15 protein-coding genes and 1 tRNA gene are annotated in these 15,705 nt (G+C 56.5%); 9 read left to right on the plus strand and 7 right to left on the minus strand.

Translation table 11 applies throughout. The features are described from left to right. Positions 1-6: 6 nt before the first annotated feature. The 4 genes from C1Y43_RS22205 to C1Y43_RS22220 are packed head-to-tail and all read right to left on the minus strand — an operon-like array spanning position 7 to position 3,488. The gene (locus C1Y43_RS22205; RefSeq protein ID WP_104189734.1) at positions 7-885 is read right to left on the minus strand and encodes a creatininase family protein; all 879 of its coding nucleotides are present in this window, start codon (positions 883-885) and stop codon (positions 7-9) included. 14 nt (positions 886-899) lie between these two features. Beyond that, a complete protein-coding gene (locus C1Y43_RS22210) occupies positions 900-1,355 on the minus strand; it encodes a RidA family protein (RefSeq protein WP_088518078.1) in 456 nt (151 codons plus the stop codon). After that, entirely contained in the window at positions 1,342-2,541 is a 1,200-nt protein-coding gene (locus tag C1Y43_RS22215; protein WP_104189736.1) for an amidohydrolase family protein, read from the minus strand. Before C1Y43_RS22215 ends, C1Y43_RS22210 begins: the two co-directional genes overlap by 14 nt. Continuing rightward, entirely contained in the window at positions 2,538-3,488 is a 951-nt protein-coding gene (locus C1Y43_RS22220; protein WP_168715153.1) for a PDR/VanB family oxidoreductase, read from the minus strand. The genes C1Y43_RS22215 and C1Y43_RS22220 overlap by 4 nt, the downstream gene beginning before the upstream one ends. Before the next feature lie 146 nt (positions 3,489-3,634). Here C1Y43_RS22220 and C1Y43_RS22225 point away from each other — a divergent pair, with 146 nt between their 5' ends. Beyond that, the gene (locus tag C1Y43_RS22225) at positions 3,635-4,579 is read left to right on the plus strand and encodes a LysR family transcriptional regulator (protein ID WP_088518062.1); all 945 of its coding nucleotides are present in this window, start codon (positions 3,635-3,637) and stop codon (positions 4,577-4,579) included. Positions 4,580-4,691: 112 nt separating this feature from the next. After that, positions 4,692-5,141 (plus strand): GNAT family N-acetyltransferase, encoded by a 450-nt coding sequence (locus C1Y43_RS22230; RefSeq protein WP_104189740.1) that lies wholly within the window; start codon positions 4,692-4,694, stop codon positions 5,139-5,141. Positions 5,142-5,267: 126 nt separating this feature from the next. Here C1Y43_RS22230 and C1Y43_RS22235 read toward each other — a convergent pair. Then, positions 5,268-5,343 (minus strand) — tRNA-Asn (locus tag C1Y43_RS22235). 507 nt (positions 5,344-5,850) lie between these two features. On the opposite strand from C1Y43_RS22235, the gene C1Y43_RS22240 reads away from it, so the two are divergent. From C1Y43_RS22240 to C1Y43_RS22250, 3 genes are read left to right on the plus strand one after another with little or no spacing between them, the layout of a single operon-like run. Then, complete coding sequence (locus C1Y43_RS22240; protein WP_058782055.1) at positions 5,851-6,774, plus strand: sugar ABC transporter substrate-binding protein; 924 nt, start codon at positions 5,851-5,853, stop codon at positions 6,772-6,774. A gap of 32 nt (positions 6,775-6,806) precedes the next feature. Then, a complete protein-coding gene (locus tag C1Y43_RS22245) occupies positions 6,807-8,291 on the plus strand; it encodes a sugar ABC transporter ATP-binding protein (protein WP_021509786.1) in 1,485 nt (494 codons plus the stop codon). Positions 8,292-8,305: 14 nt separating this feature from the next. Further along, the gene (locus C1Y43_RS22250) at positions 8,306-9,337 is read left to right on the plus strand and encodes an ABC transporter permease (RefSeq protein WP_058777949.1); all 1,032 of its coding nucleotides are present in this window, start codon (positions 8,306-8,308) and stop codon (positions 9,335-9,337) included. Between the two features lie 114 nt (positions 9,338-9,451). Here the strand turns inward: C1Y43_RS22250 and C1Y43_RS23855 are convergent, their stop codons facing one another. Continuing rightward, the gene (locus C1Y43_RS23855) at positions 9,452-9,601 is read right to left on the minus strand and encodes a hypothetical protein (RefSeq protein WP_155519939.1); all 150 of its coding nucleotides are present in this window, start codon (positions 9,599-9,601) and stop codon (positions 9,452-9,454) included. 185 nt (positions 9,602-9,786) lie between these two features. Between C1Y43_RS23855 and nac the strand changes: the two genes are divergently transcribed. From nac to C1Y43_RS22270, 4 genes are all read left to right on the plus strand, one after another. Beyond that, positions 9,787-10,704 (plus strand): nitrogen assimilation transcriptional regulator NAC, encoded by a 918-nt coding sequence (nac, locus tag C1Y43_RS22255; RefSeq protein ID WP_058757341.1) that lies wholly within the window; start codon positions 9,787-9,789, stop codon positions 10,702-10,704. Between the two features lie 274 nt (positions 10,705-10,978). Beyond that, complete coding sequence (gene cbl / locus C1Y43_RS22260) at positions 10,979-11,938, plus strand: HTH-type transcriptional regulator Cbl (RefSeq protein WP_021509789.1); 960 nt, start codon at positions 10,979-10,981, stop codon at positions 11,936-11,938. Positions 11,939-12,031: 93 nt separating this feature from the next. Next, positions 12,032-12,871: a GNAT family N-acetyltransferase gene (locus C1Y43_RS22265; protein WP_104189742.1), complete on the plus strand. Its 840-nt coding sequence runs from the start codon at positions 12,032-12,034 to the stop codon at positions 12,869-12,871. A gap of 126 nt (positions 12,872-12,997) precedes the next feature. Further along, the gene (locus tag C1Y43_RS22270) at positions 12,998-14,779 is read left to right on the plus strand and encodes a thiamine pyrophosphate-requiring protein (protein WP_058757344.1); all 1,782 of its coding nucleotides are present in this window, start codon (positions 12,998-13,000) and stop codon (positions 14,777-14,779) included. A gap of 68 nt (positions 14,780-14,847) precedes the next feature. On the opposite strand, the gene C1Y43_RS22275 is transcribed toward C1Y43_RS22270, so the two are convergent. Continuing rightward, positions 14,848-15,300 (minus strand): transposase, encoded by a 453-nt coding sequence (locus C1Y43_RS22275; protein ID WP_058757345.1) that lies wholly within the window; start codon positions 15,298-15,300, stop codon positions 14,848-14,850. Positions 15,301-15,705: the final 405 nt, after the last annotated feature.

The following is a 15,705-nucleotide window of genomic DNA, read 5'->3' on the forward strand; positions in this document are numbered from 1 at the left end:
CCCCGGTTAGCGCGATGTTAAGAGTGATGCAGCGTCGTTGTGGTCTAATACTTTGCCCTGCCAGTGGCCTGTGCCCCATGCCGGTTCAGCGCGGGTTACCCAGCTCATTTGATGCATTTCGGTGATCACCTGTGCCCAACTTTCCGCCAGCGAATCCAGAATCGCCGCGCCTTGTTCGGGCGTCGACGGCAGTGGATCGCCAATCACGCCGCTGGGGCCGAAATCATAAGAAGCCCATGCCGCCATGGGTTTACTGGTCGAGAGTGTCGGGCAGGGGAAGGCAGGCGGATAATTCGCCACGGCTTTGCTCATCTGCACGGTGTCGGGGGCGAGTGCCAGCATCAGTGCGGTTTCCGCATGACCGGCATGCATCGCCATTTGACGCTCTTTGTCGTCCATAAAACTTTCGGCACAGTTGGGCACTTTGAAGGTGTCTTGCATGATGATGATCATGTCACCGTGTCGCAGACGGAGTTCGCGTGCGGCCATCTGCAGCGGCTGTGGCTGCCCGCCATGGCCATTCACCATTAAAAACTTGCGGAAACCGGCGCGATAAAGGGATTCACCAATCTCCAGAATGGTATGTAACAAGGTTTCCCCGGTCAGCGTCAGCGTGCCGGGAAAGTGCAGGTGCTCATCGGATTTGCCATAGGTGATCGGCGGAATGGCATAAGCCGGGATATCCGCGGGTAAACGTGCCAGGGCATGCCCGACCACGCCCGATGAAATGACGCTGTCGACGGCACACGGCAGATGGGGACCGTGCTGTTCGATGGCGCCGGTCGGTAACACAATCACCGTGTTGGCTTTATTATCCAGTGTGGCGATGTCGGTCCAGCTCAGGTACGGCAAAAAACGGTTTGCCGGGATATAACCATGCAACATACTGTTTCCTCGCGTTATTGTGGCAACCACGCCGTGGCTTCAACTTCAATTAGTACGTCCGGACTCGGCAGCATTTCACTGACCTGCACCACCGTTGACACCGGCGGTTCATCCGGGAAGAACTGCTTGCGCACCCGGCTGTAGTGCGGGAAATGGTCCAGATTGCGAAAGTACTGCACCAGTTTGAAAACATCACTCATCTGCCCCCCGGCGCTTTCAAGGGTGGTGCGGATGCTCTCCAGCACATACCAGCTTTGTGCCAGGATTGGACCTTCTTTGAAATCGGTAGAAAATTCACCACTGCGTCCCAGCAGCCGTTGCGCTGCTTCGGGGATATCGCTGTAACCGCGCACGATCGTCGCGGTTTGCGGATTCACCGGAATAATGCCGGAGAGAAAAATAAAGTCGCCGACGCGTCGCCATGCCGCATATTTCGCCAGCGGCTTACCCGCCCCTTCATCTAGCGTCATCAGTTTCTTCTCCATAACGCACGCCTTGTTTAAGCCGATAGCGCTGGCGCTGGCGTAGCGGCCAGCTTGCTGTATCGGCATGCGGAAAAATCACCATATCGTTGTGACGGAAAGCATCGGGCTGGCAGATGAGCTGAGAGGCTTCATCAAAGGCAGCTCCCAACTGCAGGCTCAATACCCCACTGAACAGGGTATCGAGGGGGTCGTAACTGCCTAGGGGGCAGAAGGCGTCCTGCACGTTATCAGCGCCCAGCAGCAGTGAAATTCCACGCGCCTGCGCTTCTTTCACCAGCGTTAATCCACGCTGACGCGGTGTGCGATGGGGCACGGCGTCCTGTAACAGCAGGTTGGTCAGGGGCAGAGCGATCAGCGTCACCTGGTGCAGGGCCAGCCGATCAAGAATCTGCAGCGCATCTTCCTGTTGCGACAGCGCGCAGCTGTGGCTGCAGGTAATATGACCACTGAACGGATGTTGTTGCAGGTAGTTCGCCAGCCAGCGCATGCCCTGGGCATCAGCATTCAACTCTTCATCAATGTGCAGGTCGATATCGAGCTGCCACTGTTCGGCAGCTTGCAGAAGATGTGAGAAGGCTTGCGCATCCCAGTTGCTGCTGTGAATGAAACCACCCAGAAGTGCGCCCGGACCGCTGATGGCCACCTGAGCGGCAATGTGCTGCGCATCATCCGCGCTGGCGAAAAAACTCAGCGGGGCGAGGGCCACGCGTTCGATGCGACATAAAGGATGCTGTAACTCACCAATAACCTGCCACGCCAGCGGCGCCTGCGCGCTGAACCAATCGACGTGGGTGCGCAATAAACCCACGCCACTCTCCACCGCCCATTGCAACGCCTGATGCGCGCGCTGATGCAGGTCTGCACGGCTCCAGTGCACGCGATCCTGGTGCATCGCGGTAATCGCAGCCAGCAAACCGGGCTGGCGTGCCGGGCTGCGCTCGAAGGTGAACGTTTTGTCCAGATGCGCATGCGGTTCGATCAGGGCAGGAAGCACCAGAGAGCCATTGAGGGGCAAATAATCAGCATACGCTCCTTCACAGGGCGCGAACTGCAGCCCGTCAGCGTGAAAATGTAACGTCGCCAGCTGCGGCTGATTGTCCTGCTGTGGCCAGCTATCTGGCAGGAGCCAGCGGGGTAAACGTGCGCCGGTTGCGCCTGGATAGATGTTCATAAGTCCAGTACCAGAAGCGGAGAGCGTGCGCGTGAGCAGCACAGGACGATGCAGTCATTCGCGGCACGCTCTTTTGGGCTTAACACCTCGTCACGGTGATCGGGTTCACCCGACAAAACACCCGTAATGCAGGCACCACACATGCCTTGCTCACAGGAGAGTTCAATCTCGATACCCGCCGCTTCCAGCACCCCGGCAATGCTTTGAGCCTGTCCAACGGTATAACGCGCGCCGGAAGAGGCAATCTCCACGTCGAAGCTGTCGCCTGCGGTAATCAGGGAGGCTGCAGGATTGAAACGTTCGCTGTGCCATTGATCCGGCTGCCAGCCGCGTTCCAGCGCTTGCTGCTGCAGGTGGTGCATGAAGCCAGCTGGTCCGCAGGCAACCAGCGCGCTGTTGGCTGATGTTTCCAGATCGTCAGGTGTCCGGGTGCGCAGGCTGTCGCCTTCGCTACTGTAGTGAATGACGACACGCTCACCGAGCTGCGCCAGACGTGTCGCAAACGCCAGTTCATCATGATGTTTGAGGTAGATATGCAGCATGAATTCAGCCTGCCGCCCGGCCAGCGCTTCTGCCATGACCAGCAGTGGCGTCAGGCCAATACCGGCAGCAAATAATAAGGTGCGCGGTGCATCCGGTAGCGGAAAGTGGTTACGCGGTGCCGACAGGGTTAACGCATCGCCGACATTCAGCTGTTGATGCAGCCAGCGGGAACCGCCTGTCGAGGCGGGATCAAGACGCACGCAGATTTCATAGCCAGCGGCACTGGCTGGCGAACACAGTGAGTATTGACGCACCCCTCCCGCCGGCAGGTGGACATCAATGTGCGCGCCCGGTGTAAAAGGCGGCAGCGGTTGGTCGCTGGCACTTTCCAGCGTCAGTAACAGATTGCCAGCACCGTTGGACTGCTTTGCGATGACGGTGACAGCCAGGTGTGTTGATTTCATAATCAGCCTGTCTTTGCAGGGCTGTCATCAGCGTTAGCGCCGCGCAAACCCTTGTCTTTATCATGGATGCGATTATTATTTTGCCGTTGTGTAAGCGTCCATCTGTTTAATTCGCATGATGCGTTGCAAAAAAGAGAGCACCCACTATGTTTGCCTTCTCACGTTTTCTGATTTATTTCACCGAAGTGGCACGCCAGGGTTCGCTACGTAAGGCTTCCGAGGTGTTGCACGTCTCTGCCTCCTCTATCGACCGGCAGATTTTGCGCGTGGAGGAACAGCTGGATATGCCGTTGTTTGAACGCCATCCATCAGGTTTATGTATGACTGCCGCTGGCGAAATCCTGTTTAATGCGGCCAAAAACTGGCAACGTGATTTTGGTCGTGTTTGTACCCAATTAGAGGATCTGCGTGGCTTGCGACATGGTCATGTACATATCGCCACCATTGATGCCATTAACCGCGGTTTTTTCTCCTCAATCCTGCAGCGTATCCGTGAAGACTATCCGGGCATTTCGTTTACCCTCACCACCATGAGCAATATCCATATCGCGAATGCGCTGACCGCCGGTGATGCGGATTTTGGCATCATGCTCAACCCACAAAGCTCGCGTGAACTGCTGGTGAAATCCTTTGCCGATCTGCGTCTGGGGATTGTGGTTAGCCGACATCATCCCCTGGCAGCGCTGGAATCTATTCGCTTCAGTCATTGCGAACCCTGGCCATTTATTGTGCCCGCCGCGCCATTAATGCTGGCCGATCCGCTGGAAGCGCTAATTAACAGTTCTGGCATTCGCCTGAAGGAAGTGGGGCGCACCAATAACATTCATATGCTGCGATCGTTAGTGCGTGATGATGTTGGCATCAGCCTGATGTGCTGGCTGGATATTGTTGATGAATATCGCCGGGGAGAACTGAAATTCATTCCGCTGATCGACACGGTATTAAAACCCTTTACTCTGTCACTGTGCGTGGCACCACAACGCCAGTTATCGGTGGCCGCGTCGATGATGCTCGGGCAGCTCGAGTTATTCTTTGCAATGATAGAGAGTGAAGAAGCGCTGGCAGGCAAGGAAGAGAAGCATATCGGGTAAACGCCGGACTTGCCCGCCAGATGTTGCAGCGGGTGGTGATGAACAACACCTATTGTAGATGTAAGGTCAGTCTGGTAGCGGCACAGCAACCTCCTTTAATACAGGTATCACGATGGTGAAGATTGAACACGCAGACCCGCGCTCGGCGGAATCACAGTGGCTGATTGAAAAACTCTCCGCAGAGCTTGCGGCTATCACTGGCGATGGCGGAAACAGCCGCGCCAGCGTTGACACCTTTCAGGGTGAAGGCGCGTTGTGGGTGATCGCGAGAGACGCGCAGGGCACGGCCGTCGGCTGCGGCGCGTTACGGCCGGTGGCTGCCGGGATCGCTGAACTGAAAAGGATGTTCTCCGACCGCAGTTTGCCGGGCATCGGCTGCGCCTTGCTCTGCGCTCTGGAAGCCGCGGCAAAAACCCTGGGATATCGTGAACTGTGTCTGGAAACCCGGCATGTTAATCAGCGCGCCGTGGATTTTTATATCAGGCAGGGTTACCGGCAGAGAGAAAATTACGGACCCTACCGCGGCCGGGAAGAGGCCATTTGCCTGGGCAAAACGTTATAAAATAAAAGGGTGGCTGACATCAGTCCGGCGGGTTTGATTTAGCGGCCCGTATCATCTTCCATCGCCCAGCAAACTCACCACAACAAAAAGCCCGCTCAGGTTTCCCTGAGCGGGCTTCTTTAAATCTGGCTCCTCTGACTGGACTCGAACCAGTGACATACGGATTAACAGTCCGCCGTTCTACCGACTGAACTACAGAGGAATCGTTGGAACGAGGCGAATATTAGCGATGCCGATCCCCGTTGTCAAAGCCCGATCGCACACTTCTGGTTTAAGTGCGCGTAAAAGCAGCGGATTGCTGCTTTTCTGCCTTGAATGGGCAGATTTCAAACTGCCAGCAAGATCTCACTTTAAACGCATTTCCTTTGAGATGTTAGATGCGTGTCAAAGTTTTGTTATTTGCCGATTTTAAAACAATCATTTCAGTGCTTTTATGATGAAAATTTCAAAAGAAGAAAGGATGAAACAAATGAACTGCTTATCATCACGCCCGAAACGAGTTTTGTCCGCTCAACGCTTCTTTCGAAAGTAACACATTGATAAGGAAGATGTTGAAAAAAGGAGCAGCACGGTACCGATAGCGTCAGACCAGAAGCCTTACCTCTACGAACAGAAAAAAAACGCCAGCGACGTTGAGTGAATGTAAAAGATATTTTTCATTCGCGGACTCAGCCAACCTGAGCACGTTAACAAATAAGAAGGGTTACCTATGAAATTCAAAAAAGCGTTAGTGACTTCCCTGTTAGCTTGCATGTTACCTGCCGCTGTGATGGCAAAAGATATCCAGCTGGGCGTTTCTATGGCGCTGTTTGATGACAACTTCCTCACTATCCTGCGCACAGCCATGCAAAAAGAGATGCAAAAAGACAACGTGAAAGGTCAGGTGGAAGATGCCAAAGGCGACGTCTCTCAGCAGCTGCAGCAGGTACAAAACTTCATCGGCCAGGGCGTCGACGCCATCGTCGTTAACCCGGTCGATACTAACGCGGTGAAACCGATCATGGATGCCGCGACCAAAGCCGGTATTCCACTGGTATTTGTCAACCGCAAACCGGCGGGTCAGCTGACCGACAAGATGGCGTACGTCGGCTCCGACTCTGAACTGGCGGGCCGTCTGCAGATGGAAGCACTGGCCAAAGCGATGAACGGCAAAGGCAACGTGGCGATCCTGATGGGCGACCTGGCGAACGAATCAACCCGTGACCGTACTAAAGGCGTCGAAGCGGTGGTCGCCAAATATCCGGGCATTAAGGTGGTACAGAAGCAAACCGCGAAGTTTACGCGTAACGATGCGGTAGACGTGGTGAGCAACTGGATGACCGCCGGTGACGATATCCAGGCCATTGCCTCAAACAACGATGAAATGGCGATTGGTGCGCTGCAGGCGCTGGGTAAAAACCCGAACCACATCCTGATTGCCGGCGTGGACGGTACGCCTGATGCGCTGCAAATGCTGAAGAATGGCAAAATGGTTGCCACTGTATTCCAGGATGCGAAAGGTCAGGGCGAAGGTGCCGTACAGACTGCGGTGAAACTGGCGAACGGCGAAAAAGTGGAAAAAATCATCAACATCCCTTACCAGCTGATCACCAAAGACAACATGGCGCAGTTCGAAAACCGTAACCAGAAATAATCGCTCCCCCTTAAGCCGTACGGAGGTGATGTATGACCGCTTTTGCGCTTGAAGCCGAAGGCATCAGCAAGTTCTTCCCCGGAGTGAAGGCACTCGACAATGTCTCACTGCGTATTAAGCCGGGGTCGGTACATGCCCTGATGGGTGAAAATGGCGCGGGCAAATCCACTTTAATGAAATGCCTTATCGGGATGTATCGTCCCGATAAGGGCACTATCCGCATTAAAGGGGAGCCAGTGCAGTTTCAGGACACCATGGACGCGCTGCGTTCCGGCATTTCCATGATTCACCAGGAGCTGAATCTGGTGCCTTACATGACCGTGGCGGAGAATATCTGGCTCGGTCGTGAACCGATGAAATACGGCTTTGTCGATCACGGCAAGCTCAATCAGCAGACGCAGGAACTGCTTAACAAGCTGAATATCCGTCTGAAAGCCGATCGGCTGGTCGGCGAGCTCAGCATTGCGTCCCAGCAGATGGTGGAAATTGCCAAAGCGGTGTCGTGGAACTCCGACATCGTGATTATGGATGAACCGACCTCGGCGCTGACGGAAACCGAAGTGGCGCATCTGTTCACCATCATCCGCGACCTGCGTGCCCAGGGCAAAGCCATCATCTATATCAGCCATAAAATGGATGAAATTTTCGCCATCACCGATGAGATCAGCATCTTCCGCGACGGCACCTGGGTCGGCAGCAACAGCACCACCGCCTTTACCCGTCAGTCGCTGATCACCCAGATGGTGGGACGCGAACTGACGCAGCTGTTCCCTAAATTCAACAGTGCCATCGGCGAAGAAGTGCTGACGGTGCGCAACCTGACCTGCAAAGACCGCTTTACCGATGTCAGCTTCAGCGTGCGCAAAGGCGAGATCCTCGGCGTGGCTGGGCTGGTGGGTGCCGGACGCAGCGAGGTGATGGAGAGCCTGTTCGGCATGGAAAGCTTCGACAGCGGTGAAGTGCTGATTGATGGTGTGCCGGTGAAAATCGATTCGCCGTCAACGGCGATTGAGAAGGGCATGGCGTTCCTCACCGAAGATCGCAAAAAGTCCGGGCTGTTTCTGGTGTTGTCGGTGCTGGAGAACATGAGCATCGTCAATATGCCCGATTACATCGGCAAAAGCGGTTTCGTTAGCCACATGAAGATGGCGCAGGACTGCATGGAGCAGATCCGCAAACTCAATATTAAAACGCCGACCATGGATCAGATCATCAATAACCTCAGCGGCGGTAACCAGCAGAAGGTGCTGATTGCGCGCTGGCTGCTGGCGCAACCGAAGATTCTGATCCTCGATGAACCAACCCGCGGCATTGATGTTGGCGCTAAAGCCGAAATCTACCGCCTGATCAGTGAACTGGCTAACCGTGGCGTGGCCATCATCATGGTGTCCTCTGAGCTGCCGGAGATTCTCGGCATGAGCGACCGGGTGATGGTGATGCACGGCGGACGTATAACCGGCATCCTCGATAAAGAAGAGGCCGACCAGGAAACCATTTTGTCGTTGGCATCCGAGTGAGGCACGAGACCCCTATGAGTAACGTAAAAGTAACGGCCCCGCAGGCCACCGAACAGAGTTCTTTCTTCGGCAATCTGCGCCATAAACTGCCGAAAGACACCGGCATCTTTGTCGTGATGTTAGGCATTGCGCTGATCTTTGAAATAGCCGGCTGGTACGTGCGTGACCAGTCATTTCTGCTCAACACCAACCGTTTAGTACTGATTGTGCTGCAGGTGGCGATCATCGGTATCATCGCCGTCGGCGTCACCCAGGTGATTATTACGACCGGTATCGACCTGTCGTCCGGTTCGGTTATCGCCCTGACGGCGGTGGTTGCCGCCAGCCTGGCGCAGACGTCTGACAGCCTGTCGCCGATGTATCCGTCGCTGGTCAATCTGCCTGCCGCCATCCCAATCGTCGCCGGCATCGGCGTCGGCCTGCTGTGCGGCGTGGTCAACGGCGTGCTCATCACCAAAACCGGTATTCCGCCGTTTATCGCCACGCTCGGTATGATGGTGTCGGCGCGCGGTCTGGCACAATATTATACCCAGGGCAACCCGATCAGCTTCCTGTCGGACGGTTTCACCTCCATCGGTCAGGGCGCGATGCCGGTGATTATCTTCCTGGTGGTCGCCTTCCTGTTCCACATCGCACTCAAACACACCCGCTACGGCAAATATGTCTATGCGATTGGCGGCAACATGACCTCCGCCAAAGTGTCGGGCATCAACGTTAATAAATACCTGATCATCGTGTATACCATCGCCGGAGCGCTCTCGGGTCTGGCGGGGGTGGTACTGGCGGCGCGCGTCAGCAGCGGCCAGTCGAGCATGGGCATGGCGTATGAACTCGACGCCATCGCCGCCGCAGTTATCGGTGGCAGCAGCCTGATGGGCGGCGTCGGGCGGATTACCGGCACGCTGATCGGCGCAGTGATCCTCGGTTTAATCAAAAGTGGCTTTACCTTTGTTGGCGTCGATGCCTACGTGCAGGACATCATTAAAGGGATGATCATCGTTGCGGCGGTTTCAATTGATATGCACCGCAACCGCAAAAAACGCTAACCCGTTCTGCTCCTCTCTTCCGGGAGAGGAGCAGGGTTAAGGCGGTAATTGCACGCTGCCGGCATCGTCAGACACAATAAGTTTTCCCACTGATAGCCACCGCGCAATTTCTCTTTATTCTCCTTTCTGCCCCCGCAATCCGTGCATTTTCTGCCCGTTTTGCACCACAGCAGCACGCGCAGTCATCACTTTTTTGCACATCTGCCTCGCAAATGCTGCACCATCAGGGTGCGTCATCGCCAGCGGATAAACGTTATGGGTCATGTGTGGCACTTATTAACCCATTCGGGGTAATCAGAAACGCTTATTTTCCCGTTCGTTAGGAAAATTCTGGTCAGTGCCCGCCGGGTAAAGATCAAACCTGGCCTGCATATTGCAATTTCTTTGTCACAAGCCAGCAGGCTGAGAACTCATTATTTGGGCATTCGGGGATCCGTGACGGAGGCAATATGAACTTAAGACGACTGAAATACTTTGTAAAAATCGTCGATATCGGCAGCCTGACGCAGGCAGCAGAAGTCCTGCATATCGCACAACCTGCACTCAGCCAACAGGTGGCGACGCTGGAGAACGAACTCGACCAGCAGTTGCTGATCCGCACCAAGCGCGGCGTAACGCCAACCGAAGCCGGTAAAATTCTTTATGCTCACGCACGCACCATCCTGCGCCAGTGCGAACAGGCGCAGACAGCGGTGATCAACGCTGGCCAGGCGCTCAATGGTCAGGTATCGATTGGCCTCGCGCCGGGCACGGCAGCCTCTTCGCTCACCATGCCGCTGCTGCAAACGGTGCGCGAGCAATATCCTGATGTGCTGGTCTATCTGCACGAGAACAGCGGCACTTCACTCAATGAGAAAGTGATGAATGGCCAGCTGGATATGGCCGTGCTGTACGATCGCGCGCCGACTGCCGGTATCAACAGCATTCCGCTGATGAAAGAGGAGCTGTATCTGGTAGGGGCGACGGCCTGTCCGGGTGCTACGGTGGATCTGGCTGACGTGGCGCAGATGAACCTGTTCCTGCCGCGTGACTACAGCGCCGTGCGCAAACGCGTGGACGAAGCGTTCTCGCTGCGTCGCCTGAGCGCGAAAATCATCGGTGAAATTGAGTCGATCTCAACTTTAACCGCGGCGGTGTCGAGCGGCATGGGCGTCACCGTACTGCCGGAATCGGCGGCACGCGCCCTGGTGAGTTCAACGCATGCGTGGATGGCACGCATTAACAGTCCGTCGCTGAATCTGCCGCTGTCGCTGAACGTCTCAGCGCGCCTGCCGCTGTCGCCATCGGCGCAGGCGGTCAAAAATATCCTGCTGTCGCTGCTGAATAAGCCGATGGTGGAGGAGCGCGAGCTGATGTTAGTGGGGTGATAGAGAGCGGTTTTTTCCCTCACCCTAACCCTCTCCCGCCCGCGGGAGAGGGAACCGTCTGGCGCGGCCATCTATCCCGGCACGCCATCTCAATCTCGCGCGATCCGCTCCCTCTCCCTATGGGAGAGGGCCGGGGTGAGGGCAGCAAAGCGCACCCATCCCCAACCACACGCTTATTACTATTCCGCATAACACACCGTTTTTTATTATTTGTTGCAATCTCACCAACTTCATAACATGGACGAAACAGGGGCAGGAAACAGGAGAAAAGGGTGTGAATTTCCAGCAACTTAAAATTATACGCGAAGCAGCCCGTTGCGAATTCAACCTGACAGAAGTCGCCAATACGTTGTTTACCTCGCAATCGGGGGTGAGCCGGCATATTCGCGATCTGGAAGATGAACTGGGCGTGGAAATCTTCATTCGTCGTGGCAAGCGGCTGTTAGGCATGACCGAACCGGGCAAAGCGCTGCTGACCATTGCTGAACGCATCCTTGATGAGGCCGGCAAAGTGCGCCGGCTGGCGGATGTGTTTACCAATGAAACCAGCGGCGTGCTGACCATCGCCACCACGCACACCCAGGCGCGCTATAGCCTGCCGCGCGTCATCAAAGCGTTTCGCCAGCTCTATCCCAACGTGCGGCTGGAACTCAATCAGGGTTCACCGCAGGAAATAGTCGCCATGCTGCTGGCCGGTGAGGCCGATGTCGGCATCGCCTCGGAGCAACTGGTAAATAACACCAGCCTGGCGGCATTCCCGTGGTTCAGCTGGCACCACTCGCTGCTGGTGCCGCACGATCACGAGCTGCTGGCGAATCAGCCGGTCACGCTCGCCAGCCTCAGCCGCCATCCGCTGATCACCTATCGTCAGGGGATTACCGGTCGCTCGCGCGTGGACCGTGCTTTCCAGGCTGCTGGCCTCCGCCCGGATATCGTGCTCAGCGCGCAGGATTCTGACGTGGTGAAAACCTATGTCGAACTCGGGCTGGGCGTTGGTATCCTCGCCGATCAGGCGTGCGATATTTACGATGGCGAAGACCTGGTGAAGATCGATGCTCACCATCTGTTTGATGCCAACACCGTGTGGCTCGGGCTGAAGCGCGGCCAGCTCCAGCGCAACTACGTCTGGCAGTTCCTTGAACTGTGTAACGCTAACCTGTCACTGGAAGAGATCAAACGGCAGGCGCTCTCTTACGAAACCGACGACGAACCCGCCATCGATTTCCAAATCTGAGTTTCCTCTCTGGCCCGGTGCGGGCCTTTTTTATTTGCTTCCGCAAACGGACGTGGCAAGCTGGCGGGCAGAACGCCTCTCAGGGAGAACAGAATGAATTCGATATTGCGCGCCATGACCCTCGCGGACGCCGAAGCGGGTTATCGCCTGACTCAGCAACTGGGCTGGGCGCACCGCCGTGAAGACTGGCAGCAGCTCATCGCCCTGGGTGAAGGCGTGGTGGTTGAGGCGCAGGGCGACTATCTCGGCGGGGCGATTGGCTGGCGCTGGGGGCCGGACGCCGCCACTATCGGTCTGGTGATTGTGAGCGAACAGGCGCGCGGACGCGGTATTGGCCGCCAGGTGATGCAGGCAATGCTGGAAAAATTCTCCGGCTGCAACGTGCGGCTGCACGCCACCGATATGGGGCAGGTGCTGTATGAGAAGCTCGGCTTCCAGGCCTGCGAGCGCGTGGCGCAGCACCAGACGCGCGCGCTGGCGCAGCAGCCTGCGGTAATCGTACCGGATGGCCTGACGCTGCGGCCGGCCGTTGAAGCGGATGCCGCCGCCATCGACGCACTGGATTATCAGGCGAACGGGCTGCGGCGAACGCGTCTGCACCAGCAGCTGCTGGCGCAAAGCGTGGTGCTGCAGGATGCACAGGGCAGGTTGCAGGGGTTTGCCAGTCGCCGCCGCTTTGGGCACGGCTGGACCATCGGCCCGGTGATTGCTGACGATGTTGCGGCGGCGCAGGCGCTGGTGTCGCAGCTGATGCAGGATCTGACGCAGCAGTTTGTCCGGCTGGACACGCCCGATGCCCGGCTCGGCGCGTGGCTGCTCAACCTTGGGCTGGCGCAGGTCGATGCGCCTTATGCGATGGTACACGGCACACCGTGGCGGGTGGCACTGAACGGGCCGCAGACCTTTGCGCTGGTCTCGCCTGCGCTGGGTTAACTAAGCGTAACGGCGGTGATTTCTAAGCCAGACGCGGCGAACGTCGCCGAACAGGCGTTATCTGTCACATTCCATTTCGTCGGCTACCCTTAACGTTTATTGCAAACGTCTAAGGGAGAGCCCGTCATGAGCAAGAAAACCAGCGATTTCTTTGTTGAACGCCTGCAGGCATGGGGCGTCACGCGCATTTATGGCTATCCGGGCGATGGCATCAACGGCGTGCTGGGCGCTATCCAGCGGGCCAATAAAGCCGGTGCAGGCATCGAATTTATTCAGGTGCGACATGAAGAGATGGCGGCCTTTATGGCTGCCGGTCACGCCAAATTTACCGGTGAGCTCGGCGTCTGTCTGTCGACCGGCGGCCCCGGTGCCACCCATCTGCTGACCGGCCTGTATGATGCCAAAATGGATCACGCGCCGGTGCTGGCGATTGCCGGCCAGGCGGAAACCACCGCGCGCGGCGCCAGCTATCAGCAGGAGATGAATTTAGACCGCATCTTCGCCGATGTGGCGAACTTCGTGCAGGAAGCGGCAGCGCCGGCGCAGGTCCAGCATCTGGTCGATCGCGGCGTGCGCATTGCCAAAGCGCAGAACGGCGTCGCGGTGATCATCCTGCCGAAAGATCTGCAGGATGAGAACTGGCAGCCGCCGCAGCATGCGCACGGATTTACCCATTCCGGGCCGGGCTATCAGCGGCCTAAGATTGTGCCCTACGACGAGGATTTGCGCCGCGCCGCAGAAGTGCTTAACGCCGGCAAAAAAGTCGCGGTGCTGATCGGTGCCGGTGCGCGCGGTGCTGCGGTCGAAGTGGTGCAAATCGCCAATGTGCTCGGCGCGGGCGTGGCCAAAGCGCTGCTGGGCAAAGACGTGCTGCCGGACGATGCACCTTTTGTCACCGGTTCGATCGGCCTGCTCGGCACCAAACCGTCGTGGGAGCTGATGCAGAATTGCGACACTTTACTGATGATTGGTAGCGGTTTTCCGTGGACCGAATTTCTGCCGCCGGAAGGTAAAGTGCGCGCGGTACAAATCGATATCGATCCGGCGATGCTGGGGCTGCGATATCCGTGCGAGGTCAACCTGCACGGCGACGCGGCAGAAACCCTGCGCGCGCTGCTGCCGTTACTGACGCATAAAGCGGATCGCCACTGGCAGGAGGAGATCGCGGTGCAGGTGCGCGACTGGTGGACGTTGATGGAACAGCGCGCCATGGCGCCCGCCAACCCGGTCAATCCGCAGCGCGTGGTGTGGGAGATGTCCCCGCAGCTGCCGGAAGATGCAATTGTCACCTCGGACTCGGGCTCCTGCGCCAACTGGTTTGCGCGCGATTATCGGGTGAAGCAGGGCCAGCGCGCCACGCTGTCGGGTGGGCTGGCTTGCATGGGGGCCGCCGTCCCGTTTGCCATCGCCGCGAAATTTGCTTTTCCCACTCAGCCAGTGGTGGCGCTGGTGGGCGACGGGGCGATGCAGATGAACAACCTGGCCGAGCTGATCACTATTCAGAAATACTGGCAGCAGTGGGCCGATCCGCGCCTGATTGTCTGCGTGTTCAATAATCAGGATCTTAATCAGGTCACCTGGGAACAGCGGGTAATGGAAGGCAATCCGCGCTTTGAAGCTTCGCAGCAGTTGCCGGATGTGCAGTATGCGCGCTTTGCCGACAGCCTCGGTTTGCAGGGCATCTATGTCGACCGGCCCGAAGACCTGGCGGCGGCGTGGCAGCAGGCACTCAGCGCCACCCGACCGGTAGTGCTGGAGGTGAAAACCGATCCGGAAGTAGCCCCGCTGCCGCCGCATATCACACTTAAGCAGGCAAAAGCTTTTATGTCGTCAATGGCGAAGGGCGACCGCGGCATGGCGCAGGTGATTAGCGACACCGCCAGCCAGTTGCTGCACAGCAAGGGTTAGCGCGCCGTCCTGCTTATGCCCGGGATAACGCCGGGCTACATATTTACTGTTTCACTGTAGGGTGCGCATTAATGCGCACCTGGAATATACAATCGATCTGATTCCCACCGTTTTGCATTATCCATAATATATTGCCGTATATGCAGTAATTCGTTTTCATTGCGGATAACGCGATCGTAGAAGCTGCGTTGCCAGATTTTATATCCTGCCTGGCGCGTGACGCCGCCTTTAAACAAATTAATTATTTGATTGATGGAGCGTTCATTACGTTCCTGTAACCACAGGATGGCATGGAAGTGATTGGGCATCAGCGCAAATGTATCAAGCGTGGCGAAACGCGTCCGGCGCGGAACCTCGTTCCAGGCGGAGATAACGATATTCCCTAAAGGCGAGGCTATCATTATGCCAAGATGTATATCGCCAAATAAGGAGCGACGCTGATGACACACCAGCGTTAAAAAATAGGCGCCTGCCGAACGATAATTATAATGCTTCAGGCGGGGATATTTGCGATTTTTCATTATGACCTCCTTGTGCAAAAAGAATGTGCTCCTTTTATTTGCGTAAAGCCATTAGAAGAGGGGAACGTTGGGAGTTGCATTCCAGATATTCAGAGCGCGATGAATGGGTTATTTTTAGATGAGTGCGGGGTTTTACCAGGTCGCCATAAATGGCGCCCCTACAGGGTTGGGATTGTGTTTGGTCGCCGTAATTGGCAAAACCACAGGACGGTACAAGGTTTTGTAGGGTACGCATTTATGCGCACCAGGATAATTTTAGATGAGTGCGGGTTTTTACCAGGTCGCCATAAATGGCGCCCCTTATATCCCGATCATTCTCCTCCGGGTATGATGATCCCCGACTGATCATCGGGAAGTTGCTGGTGAGATGGGGGCGCCCCCTGGGCATAAAGCCTGCTTCGTAGA

The sequence above is a fragment of the Pantoea sp. ICBG 828 genome, from assembly GCF_002928355.1.
Lineage (GTDB): Bacteria > Pseudomonadota > Gammaproteobacteria > Enterobacterales > Enterobacteriaceae > Pantoea > Pantoea dispersa.